At 61.3% G+C, this 21348-nt stretch carries 22 protein-coding genes; 10 read left to right on the top strand and 12 right to left on the bottom strand.

Going from position 1 to position 21348, the window contains the following annotated elements:
* Window positions 1-160 precede the first annotated feature (160 nt).
* From OHL11_RS08690 to OHL11_RS08680, 3 genes are read left to right on the top strand one after another with little or no spacing between them, the layout of a single operon-like run.
* The gene (locus OHL11_RS08690; protein WP_263371092.1) at window positions 161-1012 is read left to right on the top strand and encodes a beta/alpha barrel domain-containing protein; all 852 of its coding nucleotides are present in this window, start codon (window positions 161-163) and stop codon (window positions 1010-1012) included.
* Window positions 1013-1034: 22 nt separating this feature from the next.
* On the top strand, window positions 1035-1478 hold the full coding sequence (locus OHL11_RS08685; protein ID WP_263371275.1) for an acyl-CoA thioesterase: 444 nt from the start codon (window positions 1035-1037) through the stop codon (window positions 1476-1478).
* Window positions 1479-1481: 3 nt separating this feature from the next.
* Window positions 1482-2261 (top strand): glycosyltransferase family 2 protein, encoded by a 780-nt coding sequence (locus OHL11_RS08680; RefSeq protein WP_263371091.1) that lies wholly within the window; start codon window positions 1482-1484, stop codon window positions 2259-2261.
* Between the two features lie 3 nt (window positions 2262-2264).
* Here OHL11_RS08680 and OHL11_RS08675 read toward each other — a convergent pair whose 3' ends face one another.
* The 10 genes from OHL11_RS08675 to OHL11_RS08630 all read right to left on the bottom strand — a co-directional run bounded on the left by OHL11_RS08675 (window position 2265) and on the right by OHL11_RS08630 (window position 10391).
* Window positions 2265-3290 carry a Gfo/Idh/MocA family protein gene (locus tag OHL11_RS08675; RefSeq protein ID WP_263371090.1) on the bottom strand — a complete coding sequence of 342 codons (1026 nt, stop codon included), beginning with the start codon at window positions 3288-3290 and terminating at the stop codon, window positions 2265-2267.
* Window positions 3290-4129 (bottom strand): glycosyltransferase family 2 protein, encoded by an 840-nt coding sequence (locus OHL11_RS08670; protein WP_263371089.1) that lies wholly within the window; start codon window positions 4127-4129, stop codon window positions 3290-3292. The genes OHL11_RS08675 and OHL11_RS08670 overlap by 1 nt, the downstream gene beginning before the upstream one ends.
* 9 nt (window positions 4130-4138) lie before the next feature.
* Window positions 4139-4477 carry an iron donor protein CyaY gene (cyaY, locus tag OHL11_RS08665; RefSeq protein ID WP_263371088.1) on the bottom strand — a complete coding sequence of 113 codons (339 nt, stop codon included), beginning with the start codon at window positions 4475-4477 and terminating at the stop codon, window positions 4139-4141.
* A 67-nt stretch (window positions 4478-4544) separates the two neighbouring features.
* A complete protein-coding gene (locus tag OHL11_RS08660) occupies window positions 4545-5951 on the bottom strand; it encodes a PQQ-dependent sugar dehydrogenase (RefSeq protein WP_263371087.1) in 1407 nt (468 codons plus the stop codon).
* Window positions 5952-6063: 112 nt separating this feature from the next.
* On the bottom strand, window positions 6064-7068 hold the full coding sequence (locus tag OHL11_RS08655) for a hypothetical protein (protein WP_263371086.1): 1005 nt from the start codon (window positions 7066-7068) through the stop codon (window positions 6064-6066).
* Window positions 7069-7089: 21 nt separating this feature from the next.
* Window positions 7090-7581: a single-stranded DNA-binding protein gene (locus OHL11_RS08650; protein WP_263371085.1), complete on the bottom strand. Its 492-nt coding sequence runs from the start codon at window positions 7579-7581 to the stop codon at window positions 7090-7092.
* 52 nt (window positions 7582-7633) lie between these two features.
* Window positions 7634-7861, bottom strand: coding sequence for a hypothetical protein (locus OHL11_RS08645; protein WP_263371084.1), 228 nt, complete (start codon window positions 7859-7861; stop codon window positions 7634-7636).
* 9 nt (window positions 7862-7870) lie between these two features.
* A complete protein-coding gene (locus OHL11_RS08640) occupies window positions 7871-8437 on the bottom strand; it encodes a DUF420 domain-containing protein (protein WP_263371083.1) in 567 nt (188 codons plus the stop codon).
* A 12-nt stretch (window positions 8438-8449) separates the two neighbouring features.
* Window positions 8450-9412 (bottom strand): heme o synthase, encoded by a 963-nt coding sequence (gene cyoE / locus OHL11_RS08635; RefSeq protein WP_263371082.1) that lies wholly within the window; start codon window positions 9410-9412, stop codon window positions 8450-8452.
* A 40-nt stretch (window positions 9413-9452) separates the two neighbouring features.
* On the bottom strand, window positions 9453-10391 hold the full coding sequence (locus OHL11_RS08630; RefSeq protein ID WP_263371081.1) for a hypothetical protein: 939 nt from the start codon (window positions 10389-10391) through the stop codon (window positions 9453-9455).
* A gap of 15 nt (window positions 10392-10406) precedes the next feature.
* Between OHL11_RS08630 and OHL11_RS08625 the strand changes: the two genes are divergently transcribed.
* From OHL11_RS08625 to OHL11_RS08615, 3 genes are all read left to right on the top strand, one after another.
* Window positions 10407-10919 carry a ComF family protein gene (locus OHL11_RS08625; protein WP_263371080.1) on the top strand — a complete coding sequence of 171 codons (513 nt, stop codon included), beginning with the start codon at window positions 10407-10409 and terminating at the stop codon, window positions 10917-10919.
* 66 nt (window positions 10920-10985) lie between these two features.
* Window positions 10986-11654 carry an HNH endonuclease gene (locus tag OHL11_RS08620; protein ID WP_263371079.1) on the top strand — a complete coding sequence of 223 codons (669 nt, stop codon included), beginning with the start codon at window positions 10986-10988 and terminating at the stop codon, window positions 11652-11654.
* A 409-nt stretch (window positions 11655-12063) separates the two neighbouring features.
* Window positions 12064-12684, top strand: a complete 621-nt coding sequence (locus OHL11_RS08615; RefSeq protein ID WP_263371078.1) for a lysozyme inhibitor LprI family protein — start codon at window positions 12064-12066, stop codon at window positions 12682-12684.
* Window positions 12685-12702: 18 nt separating this feature from the next.
* Here the strand turns inward: OHL11_RS08615 and OHL11_RS08610 are convergent, their stop codons facing one another.
* A complete protein-coding gene (locus OHL11_RS08610) occupies window positions 12703-13671 on the bottom strand; it encodes a carboxypeptidase-like regulatory domain-containing protein (RefSeq protein WP_263371077.1) in 969 nt (322 codons plus the stop codon).
* Between the two features lie 185 nt (window positions 13672-13856).
* Between OHL11_RS08610 and OHL11_RS08605 the strand changes: the two genes are divergently transcribed.
* Complete coding sequence (locus OHL11_RS08605; protein ID WP_263371076.1) at window positions 13857-16286, top strand: M1 family metallopeptidase; 2430 nt, start codon at window positions 13857-13859, stop codon at window positions 16284-16286.
* On the opposite strand, the gene OHL11_RS08600 is transcribed toward OHL11_RS08605, so the two are convergent.
* Window positions 16287-17132 carry a hypothetical protein gene (locus OHL11_RS08600; protein WP_263371075.1) on the bottom strand — a complete coding sequence of 282 codons (846 nt, stop codon included), beginning with the start codon at window positions 17130-17132 and terminating at the stop codon, window positions 16287-16289.
* A 291-nt stretch (window positions 17133-17423) separates the two neighbouring features.
* Here OHL11_RS08600 and OHL11_RS08595 point away from each other — a divergent pair, with 291 nt between their 5' ends.
* From OHL11_RS08595 to OHL11_RS08585, 3 genes are read left to right on the top strand one after another with little or no spacing between them, the layout of a single operon-like run.
* On the top strand, window positions 17424-19736 hold the full coding sequence (locus OHL11_RS08595) for a dipeptidyl-peptidase 5 (RefSeq protein ID WP_263371074.1): 2313 nt from the start codon (window positions 17424-17426) through the stop codon (window positions 19734-19736).
* A complete protein-coding gene (locus OHL11_RS08590; RefSeq protein ID WP_263371073.1) occupies window positions 19733-20287 on the top strand; it encodes a regulatory protein RecX in 555 nt (184 codons plus the stop codon). Before OHL11_RS08595 ends, OHL11_RS08590 begins: the two co-directional genes overlap by 4 nt.
* A gap of 47 nt (window positions 20288-20334) precedes the next feature.
* On the top strand, window positions 20335-21327 hold the full coding sequence (locus tag OHL11_RS08585; protein WP_263371072.1) for a hypothetical protein: 993 nt from the start codon (window positions 20335-20337) through the stop codon (window positions 21325-21327).
* Window positions 21328-21348 lie beyond the last annotated feature (21 nt).

Genomic DNA, 21348 nt, shown 5'->3' with positions numbered 1-21348 from the left:
GTCAGCTTACGAGCCGTACGCCGCCATGGCTGAACCTTTGTGCCTTCCTCTGGCTTGTTTCAGCTATCGGCTTTCTGCGGGGACTGACGATTGATCTTTGGAAATGGCGAACGCTACGTGCCGAGCGCAGGCGCATGTTGATGCGAGAGAATAGAACGTGATGGTCAAGATTGTTGAAAGCCCGAGAGATTTGTTCCAGAGCCTCCGCCGACCGGTGCGGCTCGAAGATAAGGCGCGCTATCTGCGTGCGTTGGTGGAGACCGGATTTCAGCACATGGATGCCGTGGGCTTCGTGAGCCCTCGCTTTGTGCCGCAGCTTGCGGACGCTGAAGAGGTATTGGAGTATCTCGATCCGCCGGACGATGTGGAGATCATCGGCCTGGTCGTCGATGCGGATGGCGCGAAGCAGGCGGTGAAGACGCGCGCGGTGTCGACGCTCGGGTTCTCGTACTCGATCTCGCCGACTTTCCTCGATCGCAGCCAGCGACAGACGCCTGAAGACGCGCTCGAACAGCTTGAGCAGATTGGTGAGATCGCCTACAAGGCTGGCCTCGACATGGTCGCGTATGTGGCGATGGCGTTTGGCAATCCGTATCGCGACGCGTGGGATGTGGACGAGGTGGTGAGCGCGGTGGACCTGCTGATGGACGCGGGCGTGGAGCAGGTGACGTTGGCCGACACGGCTGGTGTTGCCGACGCGAATCTCGTCGGCGCGGTGATGTCGCTCGCGCTGGACGTGCATGACAACGTGGAGATCGGCGTGCGTCTGCGCGGTGGACGCAGTGAGATGGCGGGCAAGGTGAAGGCTGCTTACGCTGCTGGTTGCCGCCGCTTCGATAGCTGTGTCGCTGGTCGCGGGGCGCTCGAGCTTGTCGGCGATGCAGCTGCTCCGATGCTGCCGACGGAGGTGTTGATCGCCGCGCTGCGAGAAGCGGGGGCGGAGCTTCCGCGTCTGCGTCCGCTCGATGGGTTGGTAACGGCGACGGCTGATCTGGCGAAGCGTTTTGGCTGAGCGCGCAGGTACACTATCGCCGATGGAAGCTTTGCTCGAACGTGGATTCTCCGAGACTCGGCTGCGCGTGCGCTATGCCGAAACCGACCAGATGGGCGTGGTGTATCACGCGAATTATCTGGTCTGGATGGAGGTGGGCCGCGTCGAGTTCGTGCGTGAGACGGGCTTGGATTACGCGGCGATGGAGCGTGAGGACAACGCACTGATCGCCGTGGTGAACGTCAACGTGCGCTATAAGTCGCCTGCTCGTTATGACGATGAGATTCTGGTGCGGACCAAGCTTGCTGAGGCGCGTGGATCGATCATTCGTTTCACGTACTCCGTGGTGCGCGAGAGCGATGGCGCAGAGCTTGCGACAGGCGAGACGGTGCACGTGGTCGTCGATCGCGAGATGAAGCGGACGCGGATTCCGGCGCGTTTTGCGGAGCGATTTGAGAAGCTGTTGCCTGCAAAGGATGAGGCATAGACGATGCTCGCAAACGGCACACGCATTTCTGTCGCGATGATTGCGCGCAACGAGGAGAAGAACCTCCCACGCACGCTGGCGGCGCTGCAGGGATGGGTTGACGAGATCATCGTGGTGGACTCGGGGTCAAAGGACCGGACGCCGGAGATCGTGCGCGAGCATGGTGCGCAGCACCACTGGAACCTCGACTTCAAGGGGCATCCGGAGCAGAAGAATATTGCCATCGCGAAGTGCACAGGGGACTGGATTCTGCTGCTCGACGCGGATGAAGTCGTGACGTCGGAGTTGGCTGCAGAAATTCAACGAGAGCTGGGCGCGCAGCCGCAGTTCGAGGCGTATTACATTCCGCGGCTGAACATCTTCATGACGACGTGGATGCGTCATGGTGGCCTGTATCCGGATGCAAAGCTGCGTTTGTTTCGTCGTGGCTCGGCGGTGGTGGACGAGTCGATTGGTCCCCACGGTACGCCGCAGTATGGCGGCAACAAGGGATTGCTGAAGAGTGATCTGCAGCATTACGGCTACCCTGACTTTGCGAACTATCTGGACCACATGAACGAGTACAGCTCAGATGCTGTGCCGGCGATGTTGCGCAAAGGCGTGAAGCCAGGCGCGATGCTCGTGCAGTCGTGGGTGAATCCTGTCTTCAGCTTCGTGAAGAATTACATCTTCCGTGGCGGCTTTCTGGATGGTTACGACGCGCTGATCTTTCACGTGAACCATGCGGTGTATGTGCACTGGAAGTATGTGAAGGCGTGGGATGCGCTGCGTCGGCAGCAGTGAACTCTAACGCACCGTGCGGGTAGCGTGGAGTTCGATCTGCTTGAGCGTGCGCAGGTCGCGAAGGCCTGATTCGCCGGGGCTGCGGAGGGTTTCGCCTTCGCGGACGCAGGCGGCAAGATGCTCGGCCTCAAGCTGGAAGAGTGTGGGCGCTTTGCTGTCGTCGGCGAGGGAAATGTCTTCGCTCCCACGACGGCGTAGTTCGGCTTCGAGCTGTGTGCGCTTGTAGCCGAAGGCGTTGCGCAGTGTGAGCATGCCGCTAGAGCCGCGGACGGCGAGGATGTCGGCATCGCGTTCGATGTAGGACGAGTGGCAGGTGAAGGTGGCGCCGCTCTCGAGCGTGCCTTGCCAGCGTGTGTCGAGTTCGAGATCGTTGGCGTTCTGCAGGATGTGTGCGGCGGTGAGCTTGGTTTCGCCGAAGATCTCATGCAGGGCGTGAACGGGGTAGACGCCAACGTCGAAGAGCGAACCACCGCCTGCGGTCTCGGTGTTCATGCGCCAGCCGTCTTTGGCGACGATACCGAAGTTCGCGCGCACATGCTGAATGATGCCGAGTGCGCCGCCTTTGATGAGGCGCTCGGCCTCGCGGTGCATGGGATCATAGTCGAGGCGGTAGCTGAGCATCAGCAGGCGATTGGCGGCGCTGCACGCAGCGATCATTGCTTGTGCGTCGGCGACAGTGGCGGCCATCGGCTTTTCGCAGAGCACGTGCTTACCCGCGGCGGCCGCTTCTTCGGTGAAGCGGCGATGCAACGATACGGGCAGAGCGAGGTACACCGCGTCGATGTTGCGGATGGATCCGAGCGAGGAGATTTCGTCGTAGGTGAACGCCTGCGTGACGCCATAGCGGCGACCGAAGCGTGCAGCCTTTTCGCGGCTGCTGGAGACGATCGCAGCAACGCGCGCCGTCTCCGAGTGGCGCAGCGCTTCGCACATTTTTTCTGCGCCGTGGCCGGTGCCGAGCACGGCATACCCAAAGCGACCGTCATCACGGTTGCTGTGGCGTGCAAAGAGCGAAGTGAAGAGGGACATCAGGCAGCGGCGGCGTTGACGTCGGCGTTGGGAGCCTGACGTTGCGGATTGCTGGGGATGCGGCGGCTGCGTTCCCAGGTCTTGGTGAACTTCCAGCTCGTGTAGGTGGCGTGATACAGGTGCAGCAGCAGACCCTCGCGGCCGTCGAGGAAGCCGAGCAGGATGAAGTACGTCCAGAGGAACTTCAGGTGCGGCACGAGGAACGCGCCGAGGAAGAAGCGGAAGTACGATTTGCTGAGTTCGCGTCCTCGGCTGGTGGCAATTTCAGCGCCCATGTTCGAGTAGCGGTCCATGTGCTCGATGTAGTGAGAGAGCGTGGGGTACGCGTGGTGCACGAGATCGTAATCCAGCGTGTCGATGGCGCCTTCGAACTGGATGACCTCGTGAACGGGCCGGTCCTCGAACTGCGGCGTGGCTTCAAAGCTTGCAGCGGTGCGGCGGAAGAGACGCAGCTTGCGATCGGGGTAGAATCCTCCGCGCTTGATCCAGCGACCGAGGAAGAGATTGCGGCGCTTCAGATAGTAAGCGTCAACGGGCGGGTTAGTCGGCAGCAGCATGCGGACCTGGTGCTGCAGCTCGGGCGAAAGTTCTTCGTCGGCGTCGAGCGAAAGCACCCACGTGCCGCTGCATTGGCCGATGGCGAAGTTCTTCTGCGCGGCGAAGCCCGGCCAGCAGCGCTCAATCACCTGCGCGCCGTAGCTGCGCGCGATCTCCACGGTGCGGTCGGTCGAGCCTGAGTCGACAACGATGATCTCGTCGGCCCACGCGACGCTGGCGAGCGTGCGGCCGAGGTTTTCTTCTTCGTTGAGCGTGATGATGGCAACCGAAAGCAAGGGCATGGGCAAGAGTTATTTCAGCTGAATGCTGTCATCGTCAAGTTGCTCGCGCAGCAGACGCTCGGTGAGCGTGCGAAGGTCTTCGCCTGTGCGAGGCAGCGTGAACGCTGTAGATGCTTCATTCCACTCGAGCTTGAAGCTGGTGGAGAGGGCCGAGATCCAGATCTGGCGCACGGGCGTATTGGGGCTGAAGACAAAGCGTGCGGAGTCGTCGTCCTCGAAGAGGATGTTGAGCACGCCGTTCTTCTCTTCCACTTCGAAGTCGCCGCTTTCTTCAGCGCGGATGAGCGCCTGCTTCAGGGTTTCGAGTGCGCGGTCGGATTCGTTGCGGAAGGTCGATTCGTCGATCATGTGTCGAGTGTAAATGGGAGCGAGTTCGAGGAAATGTAGATCCCTTTCGGGAAACCGAAACAAAAGGCTACTGTTTCGGCTCGACGATGTAGACGAGGCCGTTCCAGTCGTCGGTAAGCAGGAACGTATCGGGGCCGAGGCGCAGCAGCCCGCAGGGGCGGCCGTTCACGTGGAAGTGTGGATTGGCTTTGGTGGGGCGGGTGAGGAAGCCTGTGATGAAGTCGTGCGGCTTGCGGTCCTTCGGGGTAAAGCTGACGACCGAGTAGCCAGCGCCGATGGTGACATCGCCCGAGCCGTGCAGCGCGACGAGGAAGCTGTCGTGCAGCGTTTGGCTGGCGTCGCCGAAGTAAGCAAGGCCGAGAGGCGCGGCGTGCGGCGCGAACCACGCGTAGGCGGCAGGGACGTGTTCACAGGAGTGAAGCGGTTCGGGTGCGGGGCCGAGATCCTGCCCCACGGCGGCGTGCTGCTGCGCGGCGAGGTTGGTCCCGGCGGCGTGGATGTTCGCGCCCTGCTTGCCGTAGACGGAGTCCTTTGCAACGGGGTGCTCTGCGACTCTGGCATCGCCGTCGTTGGCCATGGCAGGAAGAGGCGTGTCGTCGTGGACAGGCTTGCCCTGTGCGAAGTAACAGGTGGGCCAGCCGTAGTGGGGTGCGGGTTGCTGGACGATGGGGCCGGGGTGCTGGTTGGAGTCCAGCTCGAAGAAGGGGTCGTCGGGCTCCTGCTTGCCGAGGTGGTCGTCGCCCATGTTGGTGGCAACGAGTGCGCCGCCGTCGAGTTCCGGGACGAAACGTAGATCGACGGCATTCCTCATGCCGTGCGCGACGATGCGCTGGTCGCTGCCGTCTGGGTTCATCGAGGTGATGGCGGCGCGCGCGGCTTCGTTTTCGCGGCAGTAGTTGCAGGACGAGCCGACGGCGACGTAGACACGCGTCTTGCCGTGGAGCGTGGCGACGTCCACGGTGCGGGTGAGATGCCAGCCGCCGTATTTGTAGTTCAGGCCGTAGTCGGGGTAGCGCGCGAGGACTTCGGGTGCGGTGGTGGGGCGGTTGTCGCCAGCTTTGTAGCGGTAGCGGACCAGCTTGTCGGTGAGCGGGATGTAGACCCACGATTGCTTCGTGGCCGGGTCGGTGTAGAAGGCGAGGTTATTGGGGTTGCGCAGGCCGGTGAGGTAGGGCGTGACGCGCGTGAAGGTGTGCGTGGCAGCGTCGTAGCCGTCGAGGATGTAGATGGCGCCGCGGGTGTTGTCGGCGAGGTTGTACATCGTCGTGACGAAGATGCGACCGTCGGGCGCCTGCGCGAAGAAGCGAGGACGGTGGAAGCCGCGCGCGGCGATGTGGACGTCCAGCGTGGCGGGAAGCGTGAGTGTAATGCTCTTCGCGGGCGCGATCTGCAGTGTGTGGCTGGTCGTTTGCCCTGTCAGGACAGGCGCAGTGAGGGCTAGAACGGCTGCAAGAAGACGCGGGAAGAGACGCATGGTGGGTTAGACGCGTCGGAGCTGCGGGGAGTCGCGGATTCCGACGCGCAGAGGACTCGGCGTGCCCGACAACTCTCTTCCAGGATGTCGGGCCGCGGGGATGATCGCTCCGTTAGCGAGCCTGGGGGCCGACCAGAGTCGTCGGGCAGGGGCCGTTGGGGCCGGTGGGCTCGTAGCGTAGATGCAGGTCAGAGAACGTGAACTGCTGGCAGGTGAACTCGCGCAGCCGGGTGGACTCGAAATAGCGCGAGCGCGCGATGAAGATCTCGGCTTCCTTCGGCGTCAGGTGGCCGGTGGCTGTGACGAGTTGAAAGCGCCGGGGGCCGTTCGGGACCATCGGCTCTGGTTGCAGCCAGCGGTGGGTCAGCTCGCAGGTGGGGCGGCCTCTGTGCGTGGGCGTCACCGTCTCGCAATGCTTGGCGTCGGAAACGAAGCTGATCGTGATGATCGCGTGGCCGTTGAGCACGCGCATGTGCGCTTCGTTCTCTTGATACTCGCCGTCGGTCTGGTTTTCGCGGGCGTGGAAGACGGCGCGGTACTTGGTCGGGTCGAGCAGCGAACGGTTCGTGCGGACGAAGGTTGAGGGCGTCGAGTTCGGGTCGGCGTAGCCGGTGGGGAAGACGAGCGTAGCAACGCGGTGCCAGCCACCGTTGTCCGGGGCGAGAACTGCGGTAACGAGGTGGTGGTCCAGTTCGACGGTGACGAGCGCATCGGATTCGGAACCGGTGCCGAGAGGAGCGAACTCCACCTGAAGGCTGTGCGGGGCGGGAGTGGGCTGGTCCTTGGCGGTGTACTGCGGCGGCGCGCCCATCGCGGTCAGGGCGTTGCGGCGGGTGCGTTCGTCGTCGGCTGTGAGTTGGCGTGCGAGCGACTGCGGCGCAGGTACTCCAAAGTTGACCGGGTAGAACTCGATGGCCCCGAGGCCGCTACTGACCGGCGCGAGCGGGTTGACCGTTGCAGGGGCTGCGGCGTGGGCTTCATGCGCGGCGGGTGGAGCGGTCGGCGGCGCAGTGAAGCTGGAATGACGTTGCGCCGTTGCGCTCAGTCCGGTGACGGAAAGAGCTGCAACGGCGGCAAGGGTGAGGATAGAGGTGAAGCGCGCAGAATGTGCGGGCATGATCGTGTTGTTCAGGGGCCTTTAGAAAGGGATGTCGTCGTCGGTGATGCCCTGGTCGGCGTAGTCGGGCGCCGGCGCCTGAGCATACGAGTTGGACGCGGACGATGCGCGCGAGCCGCCGGAGTATCCGCCGGAGGAGCGCTGTTCGTAGCCACCACCACCGGAGCCACCTTCGCCGCGGCCGCCGAGCAGGCTCATTTCGTTCACGAGGATCTCGGTGCGGTACTTCTTCTGGCCGGATTCCTTGTCGTCCCAGGAGCGCGTCTGGATCTTACCTTCGACGTAGATCTGGGTGCCCTTCTTGACGTAATCGCGGATGATTTCAGCGGTGCGGCCGAAGGCAACGAGGTTGTGCCACTCGGTCTTATCTACCCACTGTCCGGTCTGGTCCTTGGCGCGGTCGGCGGTGGCGAGCGAGAAGCTCGCGATGCTCATGCCGCCTTGCGACGCGCGGATTTCGGGGTCCTTGCCGACGTTGCCGAGCAGGATGACTTTGTTAACGCCTTTAGCCATGGGTTGTTCTCCGTTTCGCTGATAAAGATAGCAGAGGGAAGTGCGTGGATTTCTAAGCTTTTGACCGATCGCCGAAGATCTTGGATATGCCGAGCGCGAGCGTCAAAAAACCTGTGGGCAGGCAGCCCATCGCGATCATCAGCAGAAACCAGCCGCCGTTGGTGTGCGGACCCAGTCGAGAGACGCCGCCGCCGATCGTGAAGAGCAGCACGACAGAGAGCAGACCTGTCCCGAGAATGCCTGTGCCAGTGCGTAGAAGAGTGCGTGTGTCTTGCTTCATCCGTGGGCCTTACTTGTAGTACGCAAGCATCGCGTAGACGGCCACGCCGGAAACCGAGACGTAGAGCCAGATGGGGTAAGTCCAGCGCGCGAGCTTGCGATGCGCCGGGAAACGTCCTGTCAGCGACAGGAAGAACGTGATGAGGATGAGCGGAAGGCAAACGACGGCCAGCAGAATATGCGGCAGCAGCAGCACGTAGATATACAGGATGCGTGCCGTCGCGTGCTCCCTGGGGAAGAGCATGTCGCCGTGCAGCACGTGGTTGGCGATGTAGGCCACCAGGAAGACGCTCGAGACGATGAACGCGCCGAACATCGCGTTGCGGTGCGCCTTGATGTTGCGCTGCTTGATGTAGTTGAAACCGATGATGAGGAAGATGGCGCAGAGGGCGTTCAGTACCGCGTCCAGCGCGGGAAGGAACGCGAGGTGCGTGCCCGCGACGTCGACCGGGGCGTGGAAGTAGACCAGCCAGCTCAGAAAGATGGACGCGACGGCCGAGACGCCGATGATGCTCCAGATGACCGAGGCCGGGGTGCGGGCTTCGGTGGGGTACTGCGGATTGGTCGGGGTGGTCATGGTGTTTGTCCGTTAGCGAAGCAGCAGGTGGCCTTGCGCGTTGAGTGCCATCGCCATCAGCAGCAAGGGGAGATAGATGACCGAGACGCGCAGCAACTGGCGCGCGACCTTGCGGTTTTCAGGATCGTTCGGGTTCTTCGTAATGCTGGCGAAGCGGATCGTCGCGACGAGGTAGTAGATGGAAAGCGCAAAGGCCGCGATGGCGTAGGGCCAGCCGGTGATGTGGAGGAAGGTCGGCCACAGGGCGACGGGGATCATCAGCACGGCGTAGAAGAGCGCCTGCGCGACGGTGCCGCGGGCTGCGTCTTCAATGGGGTCTTGGGTGGCGGCGACGCGGATGCCTGCGAGCTTGTAGTCGGCACGATAGAGCCAGCCGATCGCCATGAAGTGCGGGAACTGCCAGACAAAGAGGATCGCGAAGAGCGCGATGCCCGGCCACTCGATGACGCCGCGGGCCGCGGTCCAGCCGATCAGCGGCGGCAGCGCGCCGGGGAAGGCACCGATGAAGGTGTTCAGCGAAGTGATGCGCTTCAGTGGCGTGTAGATCGTGACGTAGGCCACTGCTGTGAGCAGCGTCAACGTGCCGCTGAGAAGGTTCGTGTACAGCGCGAGATACGCAGCGCCGCCGAAGGTCAGCAGAAAGCCGAGGATGAGTCCGTGTGCGAGGCCGATGCGATGCTGCGCCATGGGGCGCGCGGCGGTGCGAGGCATCATGCGATCGGTGGCGCGCTCGAGCGCCTGGTTCAGCGCGCCGGATCCGCAGGTGACGATCGCAACGCCCAGCATCGTGTGCAGCAGCAACATGCTGAAGGGACTGATGCCGGTGCGCAGGCAGCCGAGGTAGAAACCGCCCGCGGCGGTCAGCAGCACCATCGCAGAGACGCGTGGCTTGAAGAGCACCGAGTAGTCGCCGAGCAGCGAATGGCTGCGTTCGGCGGCGTTGGTCTCGGTCGAAGATGTGGTGGCTGTGGACACTGTCTCAAGGATATCGCGGCAGCGCGTTCGTTTGCGCCGATTACCGCCAGATGTAGACGATCAGCCCGCCGGCGACGATTAGGGTTCCGCCGAGCAGGACCGAGGGTGTGGGGACAGCGCGGAAGAAGAGGAAGTTCGTGATCTGGAAGACGACGAAGAGCGTCGCGATATAAAGTCCGGTCACGGTGGCGAATTCCACCGGGGCGAGGTTCAGCGAGGTTCCGTAGAGCGTGAGGCAGGTGGCACCCACGGCGAAGAGCAGGATTCGTGAAGCAGGCGAAGACGAGCCGAGCGCCACGCGGACGACCGCATCGCCGGTAGCCTCGAGCACCGTTGCCATCAGGACAAAGAGAAAGACCTTCATGGAAATATTGTCGCAGGCCGAACTCGGTGTGGTTCCTGGCGGATGGCGCAAAGGGGGTTGCGGCGAATCCCGTTCGGGCTTATGCTGCGGGTAGAAGCGCGACTGGTGTTTCTTTCTGTTGCGCCGCGAGTGAGGTCCGTCTTCAGCAGTGAATGCATGAAGGATGTACGGCTCGGAAATGGTGGCCCGCCCGGCCAGGAAGGGCGCGCGGCTGCCGGATGGCGCGCGGTCACTCGCGTCCTCCGAAGTTACGCTCTGCGGCTTCGCCTGGCGGTTGCGAGAGCCGGGCATGATCTTGCCGTAACGCTTACCCCCTCGACGTGTCAGCTTTGTGATGGCCCTGTGCTGCAGTTGAACCGCGTACGTCTGTGCGACGACTGCTTGAGCGGGCCGGAAACGACGATGGTCGGTAACAACGAATGTCCCCGCTGCGGAGTCGCGATGGGGTGGGAGTCGGCCCGGATGGCCGCTTCCTTTGGTTTCCATGAATGCACGATGTGCCGGCTTGCGCCCCCGGATTTTGCGCGAGCTGTGAGTTATGCCGAGTACGGCGACGTCGTTCGCGATCAGCTTTTCCTCCTCAAATATCAGCACCAGCGTGAGACCGGAACCCATTTGCTGGGGGCGCGGTTGGCGCAGGCAATTGTCACGATGCGCGGCGATATGTCCGCCGAGGTGATGGTTGTGCCGGTGCCTCTGTACTTCGCTCGCGAACGCGAGCGCGGCTTCAACCAGGCTCTGCTGCTGGCTCGTGGAGTGCTGGTGCGGCTGAAGCGCACAGCACCGGAGTGGAAGCTATCGCTGGCGACGAATGTTTTGGAGCGCGTGAAGCCCACGCCTGCGTTGTTTTCGCTATCGCCGAAGCAGCGCCGCGAGCGTCTGCAGGGTGCGTTCAAGGTGATTGCGCCCGAAGCTGTGAAAGGTCGCGAGGTGTTGTTGATCGACGACATTATGACGACCGGTTCGACGGCTCGAGAATGCGCGCGTGTGCTCAAGCGCGCGGGCGCAGCAAAGGTGTTTGTAGCGACGGTGGCCCGGGCGCAGCCGCACGGCAGCGCATGGATGCACGATGCGTCGGCCGAAGCGCATGCGGTGCCTGCCGGAGTGGCGATGTGGGACGGTGGAGGCGCGCCGGTTCACTAAAGGTTTGGTTCAGAGTTTTGTAGCAGTTCTTTTCGGAAGGTCAGTCAGGTCTGGAGGAGAGAAACGATGCAGCAGGCAAAGCGGATGAGCAGTGACCACAAGAAGATCGGCCACGGCAAGCGCCATCACACGACGACGCCGGTGTCGGGCACAGCGCGCGAGCAGGCGATTGAGATTCGCGCGGGCGTGTTTCGCCAGCCTGCGATGCAGACGCCGGTGCTGGTGCTGAATGCGAGCTATGAGCCGATCAATATCTGCGGCGCTCGCCGTGCGCTGGTGTTGGTGCTGAAGGGCGTAGCGCGCACGGAAGAGCAACAGGGATCGCTGCTGCATTCGCATCGGCTGCAGATGCAGATGCCGAGCGTGATCCGCCTGCTGGAGTATCGCCGCATCCCGCACCAGACACGCGCCTTGAGCCGCAAGAACATCCTTTTGCGCGATCGCAACACCTGCCAGTACTGCCAGGTCGTGCAGACGAGCGCGGAACTGACGCTGGACCACGTTCTACCGCGCTCCCGCGGCGGCCTGTCGACGTGGGAGAACCTGGTGGCGTGCTGCAAGGATTGCAATCGCCGCAAGGGCAACACGCTGCTGCATGACCTGCACGACATGAAGCTGCTGCGGGAGCCGCGTCCGTTCTCGCTGCATACATCGCGTCACATCATGCGAATGATTGGCTCGGCGGATGCCAACTGGCGGAAGTATTTGTACTTCGAAAACAATGCTGCGGCGTAGCTGTTTTGTAGTGATCGCGTGCTGGTTGCTGTGCCTCTCCTCGGCTGCGCAAACGAAGCCGTCCTGTAAAACGTGGGAGCCGTTTGAGGCTCCCGTGAAGGACTTGCCGCGGGGGCCTGCGGATGAGGATGCTCACCCATGCGACGAGCTAACGATCTACTACGAAGGGCATGGAGCAGAGCGCTTTCGTGAGGCACGTGATTGCGCGTTCCGCAGCGTGGGCGAATTCCAGACTTCCGCTGGAAAGCGCTCACCGAAAAGCGGCGACGTGAATGGCGACCCTGTCGCGATCCTTATGCTCGCTATGCTTTATGCAAACGGCGAAGGTGTGCCGCGCAACTTGAATATTGCACGGCACTATGTGTGTCAGGCTGAGGATTGGTTCGAACCTGAAGAGGCGGCGAATGCCTTGGCCGCGACAACGCGCTTTGAAGAATGTGGACCCGATGGTGGCTCGGGGCGAGTCGTGAACTTTGCCTGCCTCAACCTACGCGCGGCTGAGGTGAGTGCTGCTTTGAGCTCAGAGGAGAAGCTGGTTGCGTCTTCGTTGAAGCCAGAGCTTCATCCACTCTTCGTGCAGCTCAAGACCGCGCATGCGCGCTTCCGCAAGGCACGGGCAGCGGAAGACCCTAACGGCACAAGCGGTGCTGTTCAGTCGGGCATGGCTATGGAGTTGGATCTAGATCGTGCGTGGCTGGAGGAGCTGACGGCGATTCTGGCTCGACGCAATCTTGTGATCAATACGACTGCGAGTTCGTTTGCTGCGGAAGATAAGCAGCTGAATGAAACCTACAAACAGAACCTGGAAGACGCTTGCAAAGAAGACTGGTGCACGACGGCTGAACAGTATCGTGCTGCTGCTCGTGCGTGGCTTGCTTATCGCGATGCGTGGGTGGGATTCGGTACGGCCTATTGGGCGAAGAGTACGCCTGAGCAGTGGCGCTCGTGGGCGACGCATCTTCGCAATGTCGAACAGAATCAAGGTACCGATCAGCTACTTCAGGAACTGACTGCGGCGGCAGCGCGTTAGCGGAACGCTGCCGACGAACTACTTCGCGTGATGCTTGCCGCTGGTGTACTTGGCGAGGACAAACTCCTGAAGCAAGGTGTTCAGCATGCGTCCGCCGGTGATCACCGCGGCGGTCGTAAACGTCAGCGACACACCACGATCCGACGGGGGATAGTAGATGTTCGACGCGGCGCCGGAGATGAGATCGCCGCCGATGCTCGAGATGTTGAACTCGTTCTTGCCGTTGTCGCCCTTGGTGATGAACGGTGCAGATAGTGCGTGCTTCAAGCGGTCCTTGGTGGTTCCGGTACCCTGCACGAAGTAGCGCGGATCCTGATGGAAGATCGTTGGCAGAATTGCGCCGCCGAAGATGATGTCGACTGCGCCATCGGCATACTCCGCTCCGACGCGCTGGCCGTAACCCTTAGCACCTTGCACATAGGCAGGGCGGTCCGCCGCCTGGTTAAGGCCAGCAGCGAAGGCTGCGGCTCCGAGTGTCACCGGATCAATGAGCGTACGACCGACGAGCTCAAACTTGAGCTTCGTTGTCAGCGGTGCATAGGGCTGGTTCGGATAGACCACGTAGAAGTTTGGGATAAGGCCGAAGACGCGCTGCGTTTCTTCTTCCTTCACTTCGATCGCCGCGGCTTGCTCCGAGGTGATCGCATCGACGTCTTCTTCGATAGCGGGGGAGAGCACAACGGCGTTTAGCTCCAGGGTCTGTCCACCGCTCAGCGTAAAGGGAGCCAGCGTGCGTTGCGTAAAGCCCTTGGCCTGGGCCTTCAGCGTATAGGCGACACCGGCGTGCAGGCCGTGCAGTGTGAAGCTGCCTGAATCGTCTGAAGTAAAGACAAGATGGTCTGCGGGAGTGGCTCCATCAACGACGATCTCTGCGTGAGGAATGGCCGCCTGGTCTGGATCGACGGTGCTACCGGTCACCGTGGTCGCAAGCTGCGTTGACGGTGCGTTCGGCAGCGATTGAGCGCGTGCGGCGGAAGAAACTGGCAAACAAAAGATAGCGCCAAGAAGGCAAAGACTACGAAAGTTCATCGGAAATAACGACCTATTGCATCTGACGACGCGTTGGCCGGTTTCGGTGCAAATTCTTTGGTGAATCTGAAGATTCTTTATCAGCTTCCTGATATCGCTGCGGATGCTCGTTGAAATGCTTTACTTTCTGCAAAAGATCGTGGATGCTGGTCGCCATGTTCCTGAAGAACTTCTGCGCTGTTGCCACATTGGTGGCCCAGGGATTTCTTGGCCTTACGGCCGTGACCGCTGCTCAGCAAGCGATTGAGCCAAAGGGCGCGGCCATGCGCCCTAACGCGAATGGCACCTATGCGGCTGTGCGCGCGGCTGGTCCGGCAGGTGAGAGCTGGGCGGTACATTCGTTTACGCTGGCACGGTCTGGCGGCGAGTTCACGTTTGAAGAAGGCAACTTCCAATTCTTTACCGCCGTGCAGGGACACGTCACCGGTGCTGTGTTTTCAGGCAAAGGTTCGTTTCGCTACACACCGGCGGATGCGAGCGAAAAGCAGTCGCTCAAGCTACTCACGAAAGGCGCGGCGATGGAGCAGAGTTTTACTTCTCTCGTGCTGCGATTTACGGACGGGACTGCCAGTGAGATTCGCAACGTCGCAACGAAGAGCTCGACCGCTCCAGCGGCAGATATGGCATACAGTTTGCGAGATGCGTTTCGGGAGAAGCTCCACGAAAACATAGACCTGCGCATCACGAAGGACTTGTTTCTAAGCTCACCAACCGATGAGGGCGGGTTCTTTCTCGCGTCGTTTCGAGCAGGCGGCTTCTGGAAGGGCAAGGACCTGCTCTTCATCGTTGATCCGAATGGGACATTCCACGCTGCTCCTGATCAGGTAGAGCTCTCCACCTGGTCTACAGATGATTATGCGAATGTGTGGGCTGCGGCGCGTTTGGCCAACGAGCATGGATTGGCAACGGGGCTGCACGTTTCAGCAGAAGACCTCGATGTGCATATCGCTGGCAACGGCAGGATGAAGAACCGCGCTATCGTGACGCTGCAGCAGCGGGACAAGGGATCGCGGCTTGTCGATCTCGACCTGTATCCGACGCTGCGCGTATCGGGTGTTTACGCAGAGGATGGCACGCCGCTCGACTTCATCCAGGAAGATCTGAAGCAGGATCCGGATTTTGCGTTGATCCTTCCGCAGGGGACGGACCTTCGCGCGCCGACGCGTGTCCTCGTCGAGTATGGCGGCCCTGATGCGATTCGTAAGAGTGGCGATACGATTTACGATCTTGCTCACTCAGCACGTACGCGGTGGTACCCCTCGGGCCATGAGGTCGGTGGTGGATTCGCGAATTTCCGGATGACCTTTCACATCAAGAAGGGACTGAAGGTGGTCGCAACCGGCAGCCAGGTGAGCTACGAGAGCGACGCGGAGGGGCAGAAGGTGGTGTGGGCTACGACGACACCGATTCCCGTCGCTGGATTCAGTCTTGGCATGTTGCAGAAGGAAGAAGTGAAGACGCCGCAGGGCTTTATCGTCGACGCTTATGCGCAGACCGAGGTGCCGGATTTTGTGCAGGGTGTGGCGAACAACGGGATGAACGGCGGGATGTCCACGGTGGGTGGGCTCAAAGAGCAGGTGTCGATGGGGAGCGCCGCCGTACAGATTTATTCCGACTACTTTGGCAAGCTGCCTTATGACCATGTGTCTCTCACGCAGCAAAGTTCATGTCTCGATGGGCAAGGCTGGCCGACGATGGTGTATCTGCCCATCTGCGCGTTCTGGGATGGAACGATCCGCAACAATCTCGGGTTGATGGCGTTCGGCATGAGCTCGTTCTGGAATGAGGTAACAGCGCATGAAGTCGCGCATCAATGGTGGGGCGACCTCATCGGTTGGTCGAGCTATCGCGATCAGTGGATGAGCGAAGGCTTCGCTACATACTCTGCGGGGCTGTATCTGCTGCACACGCGTACGAACAACAAGGATTTTCTGAAGTACTACGCGGATCAACATCGCACGCTGATAGAAAGAAACACCAATGGCGTACGGCCTATCGATGTAGGCCCGGTGACAATGGGCTACCGCGTATCGAATGAGAAGACCGGCGATGTCTATCAAGCGCTGGTGTACAGCAAAGGCGCATACATTCTGCACATGCTGGAGCGCATGTATTGGACGCGCAAGTATGGCGAACAGCCGTTCCGGAACGCCATGCAGCAGTTCGTGAAAGACTATGCGGGAAAGTCTGCAACGACGGAAGACTTCAAGGCTTCGCTCGAAAAGACGATGCCACCGTGGGTGGATCTGGACAACAACAAAAAGCTCGACTGGTTCTTCAACGAGTATGTGTACGGCACAGAGCTGCCGAAGTATGAGGTGGAGTCCACGTTCACGAAGAATGAAAACGGCACCACCATCGCTCACATCAAGCTAACGCAGAGCAAAGTGTCGCCAGAGTTTCGGATGGTGATACCGCTGTATCTGGAGCTCAAGAACGGTGATTCGTCCTGGATGGGATCGATTCGAATTCAGGGAGACACGACAAAGACCCTGGACGTTCCGCTGGGAAAACTCCCCGGCGAGCCGAAGCGGTTCTTCCTGAACGCGAACGCCGATGTGCTGTGTGAGTAGCTACTTCTTCGGCTCGTCCTTCTTCGGCGGGGCCTGCTGGATCTCCTCGTTGCCGTAGAAGACCCGAACCTTGGTGCGGAAGTTGGACTTCTTGTAGTCGGTGTACTTCACAGTGTTGCGAAGGTGAACGGCCTGCGAAAGCGAGCCATTCGCTGCCGCGAAGTGCAGCACGCCTTCGGCCTTGGTGTATGTGGGGAACCAGTATTTGCCGTCGATCTGCTGATAGTACGTCGTGAACGGTGGCGACAAATCTTCTTTGCCTGCGCGGGTTTCCTGCGGCACATTCAGGCCGTTGACGAGGACGATTTCGAAGTCCTGCTGATCGACCCAGATGCGGCCCTGGAAGTAGCGATGGCCTTTGACGATCTGTTTCGGCGCTGAGTCGAAGACGTAGGTGTCGAGATCGTCGACCTTCTGCCTGCCAACGTAGGTGAGGTTGTAGTCCGGCAGTTGCTCGGTGGTGAGGATGAAGGGCAGACGCTCGGCGACGTCTTTCATGTCGTTCTCCGTCAGAATGACGCGCTCGATCGTGTTCTGTGGCGCGAAGACGACCTTCTCCACGCGGTGACCATCCTTGGGGTCGAAGGTGATGTCGGTGACCTGCATGTACTCGCCATCGGGGCGGTTGGTATCGTCGGCAATGGTGTTCATCTTGACGGTCTGGCGGAATTCGTAGTCCTGACGCGCCTTCTCGAATGCGGATTCGCGTTCGCCCATGCGCTTGATGAGGTCGGGCACCATGATGCCTGAGGGCGCGGTGGGGTCGATGGGGCCGAAGCCTTCCTGCGCGTGAGCGGCGAGCGTGGTGAGAGCGAGGGCGGCTGCGAGGGTCAGGGCGATGCGCATGGTCATTAGGTTAGACGACGAAGCGCGCGGCAAGTTGCGGGGAGTCCGGGGTGTTGCCGATGACGTGGCGCGAGTGGAAAGCTTTTGACGGAAAGAGCGCGACGGACGCCAGGGGACTCGACGGAATCCGAGGCGTCACTTGGCACTCTTTGCGCGAATCGGGTGCCCCAGGTCTCGATTTTTGAGACCTGGGTTTGCAGGATGCTCGGGGAGTTGTGGCCGCCCACCCGGCCCGATGAGGCCGCGTACAAGCGGCGACCCATATTTCCGCTCTGGCGTACACTGGCGGCGATGCGAAACCTTCTTGCTGCTGCGATGCTCCCTGCTGCGCTGGCTTTTGGCTGCGTATGTACTTCTGCGCAAACGCCCGCGCCTGCCAAACGACCGATGACCTTTGCCGACCTGATGGCGGTGAAGCGGGTGAGTGATCCGCAGGTGTCGCCGAGCGGGAAGTGGGTGTTGTTCTCGGTGACCGATGTGTCGCTGGAGAAGAACTCGAAGGTGAACCACCTGTGGGCGGTGCCGTCGGAGTCAGGGTCCAGCGTCCAGGGCTCAGGGTCCAGTGAGAAGCAGGTGACTACAGGGAGCGGCGAGTCGAATGGGCGCTTTTCGCCGGATGGCAAGTGGGTGATGTACACGTCGAGCGAGACCGGGTCGTCGCAGATTTGGCTTGCGCCATGGGATGAGAAGGCGGGCAGGCTAGGCGCAGCGCATCAGGCGACGGCGCTCGAGACTGAGGCTGATGGTGCGATCTGGGCTCCGGATTCGCGGCACATTTTGTTCACGTCGAGCGTGTGGCCGGAGTGCGAGTCGAAGCTGGCGGCGGGGCCTGCGCATGATGATGCGGAGGCGAAGTGCAACGCCGACAAGGACGCGGCGGAGACGAAGAACCCGGTGAAGGCGCGGGTGTTTGATTCGCTGCTCTATCGCCACTGGAACCAGTTCATGGGGCCGAAGCACTCGCACATCTTTTATGCGGATGCGCTGGCCGGTACGCATGTGTCGCCGACGGACGTGACGCCCGCGAGCGTGGTGGGCGAGCATGAGGCGCCGACGTTCTCGCTGGGCGGCCCGCTGGGGTATGCGATCTCGCCGGATGGTAAGGAAGTCGCGTATGTCGTGAATCTGGATAAGGTTCCGGCGGAGTCGACGAACAACGATGTGTTTGTGCTGGCGGTGGGCGCTGATCCGCATACGGCGAAGAAGGTGTCGACGGCAGCGGGGAGCGATGATGGGCCGCAATATTCACCGGATGGGAAGTGGCTGGCGTGGCGGAGTCAGGCGCGGAATGGGTATGAGTCGGACAAGTTTGATCTGGTGGTGATGGATCGGGCGACAGGGAATATCAGGAACCTGACGTCGAAGTTTGATCGAGGTCTCGATGAATTTGCTTGGGGAAACGCTTCATCTCTCGTGACCTCGAGTTCCTACCGCGGCCACACCAATATTCAGCTTGTTACGCTGGAAGGCAAGCTTAGCAACACGTATAACCCCATTGAAGCTGGTTCTAGAGGTGAGTACAGCGACATCGTTCCGTTGCACGCCGAGGATTCAGTCATCGCGATTCGTATAGCTGTGAAGGAACCTGCTGAGATCGTGAAGATTTCAAACACAATGGATAGCGGTGTAACTGAAGATGGCAACGGCTTCTATCACTTTTTCGGGACGCGGCATAAGAATCTCTCGCATCTGAACGATGCGCTAGTCGCTTCTTTGGAGTTGTCGCGACTAGACGAATTTGAATTTGCCGGGGCAAACGGCACGAAGGTTCAAGGCTTCCTCGTGAAGCCGCCGAACTTCGATCCGGCGAAGAAGTATCCGGTGAAGTTTTTGATTCATGGCGGGCCGCAGGGCGCTTGGGGCGATGCGTGGTCGTATCGGTGGAACCCTGAGTTGTTTGCCGCAGACGGCTATGTCGTCGTGATGGTGAATCCGCGTGGGTCGAGCGGCTATGGGCAGAAGTTTTTGGAGCAGGTGAGCGGTGATTGGGGTGGGCGCGCGTATGAGGACCTCATGAAGGGGCTCGATTATGCGGAGCAACATTACTCGTTCATCGACAAGGACCGCGAGTGTGCGTTGGGTGCGAGCTATGGCGGCTACATGGCCGACTGGGTGCTGACGCATACGAACCGCTTCAAGTGCATCGTGACGCACGATGGCATGTACAACCCGCAGAGCGCGTTTGGCACGACGGAAGAGTTGTGGTTCAACGAGTGGGAGTATCGTCCGCTGGCGTCGAATGCTCCTGATGCAGTGGTGGAGCAGACGAAGCCTGCCCATCCGTGGGACTTCTACGACAAGCCGGTGAGTGAAGACCCGTTCCGCAAGTGGTCGCCGATGCTGCACATCAAGGACGCGCATACGCCGACGTTGGTGGTGCATGGTCAGCGGGATTATCGCCTCGACGTCTCGGAGGGCTTCCAGTTGTTTACGGCGCTGCAGTTGCTTGGCGTGCCGTCGAAGATGCTGTACTTCCCGGATGAGGGGCACTGGGTGATGAAGCCGAAGAACTCCGAGCTTTGGTACGAGACGGTGAACGACTGGTGCGACAAGTGGACGCACTCGGGCAAGTATGCGATGCAGGGAGCAGGGGTTGCGCGATGAGTTTTGGAAGACCGAAGAAGCCGCGCGCGCCGATGGAGTTTACCGAGTTGCTGGATTGTGCGGCGAAGTCGCTGGGCGCGAAGATGAAGAGCGAGCGCGACCTGCGGCGCAAGCTGGCGGAACGCGCTACTCCTGATGAAGACGGGCGTGCGGATGTGGAGCGCGTGATGGCGAAGCTGAAGGAGCTTGGCTATCTGAGCGACGAGCGTTTTGCGGCGGACTATGCGCGACTTCGCCAGGAGAACGAGAAGCTGGGGCGTCGGCGCGTGCAGCAGGGGTTGATGCAGAAGGGCGTGCCGCAGACGGTGGCGAACGAGGCCATCGGCGCGCAGTATGACGAGGTGGATGAGGCAGCGCTGGCGCGGCAGTATGTGGAGCGCAAGCGGCTGAAACCGCCAAGCGGCGATCGCGAGCAGAAGGCAAAAGAGACGGCGAAGATTATGCGCCGGCTGGTGGCAGCGGGATTTTCGTCGCGCGCAGTGTGGAAGGTGCTGCGCGACTGGGGCGGCAGCGAGGTCGAGGAAGTGGATATGGCGGATGAGGCCGAGTAGCTTCCGGCACTCTGGATAACTGGACGACTGGCACTCTGGAGTGAACATTGGCAGTTGAGAAAGCAAAGGCGAACGCAACGAGCGCGAAGGACGCAACGGTACGCGACGGCATTGTCGGCTCGCCGCAGCGTCTGGTGGCGATTGATTGGTCGGGCCGTATCGATGTGGCTGGGCAGCGGCGGCATATCTGGGCGGGTGTTTGGACGCGTTTGGCGGATGGCCGCGTGCGCGTGCAGCTTGAGGCGGGGCGCACGCGTGAGGAGGTGGCGGCTTGGCTGATCGAGCTTGCCGCGGAGACGCCGAGCATGGTCGTCGGCATTGATGCGTGCTTCAGCTTTCCGGCGTGGTTTCTTGAGGAGCATGGATGCTCGGATGCATTTGCGTTTTGGCGCAAGGTGAATGCGGGGCTGGCCGAGCAGTGGCTTGCGCGCGAGGGCGATGAGATAGCTCGCGACGAGCGCTTCTGGGGCAAGCCGCATAAGCGGCCGGAGCAGTTCTGCGGCGAGGGGTATCGGCGGATGTTTCGTTTCGCTGACTACGACAATAAGATCGCGCAGGGCGAGCCGGGCGGCGACCCGGAGCGTGCGGCGAAGATGCGTGGGATCACGGCGAAGTCGCCGTTTCAGATTGGCGGATCGGGCTCGGTGGGGACGGGGTCGCTACGCGTGATGCCGATGCTGGAGCGGCTGCGCGAGGCGGGGTTTCGCGTGTGGCCGTTTGAGGCGTCGGCGATCGGCGCGAACCGGCCGCAGCCGCTGGTGTGCGAGATGTACACGCGCCTGATGACCGGCGCGGTGGCGAAGTCGAATGCAGAGGCGCGGCGGGCGTATCTCGCGGCGAAGCGCAAGACGGATGCGCTGTACAAGCATGTGGGCCGCGCGGTCATGAGCAAGGCGCTGGGCAGCGAAGACGCGTTCGATGCGTTGGTGAGCGTGGTGGAGTTGGCGCGGCACGCGGAGGAGTTTGCGGGGCTGAAGGCTACGCGGGATGCGGAGTTGAGGCGTGAAGGGCTGACGTGGTGGCCGGGGATTTCAGCCTGACTCGCTGATAAACTAAAGCTC

The sequence above is a fragment of the Granulicella cerasi genome (assembly GCF_025685575.1).
GTDB classification, from domain to species: Bacteria; Acidobacteriota; Terriglobia; order Terriglobales; family Acidobacteriaceae; genus Granulicella; species Granulicella cerasi.
This window is presented reverse-complemented; position numbering and strand designations above follow the sequence as displayed.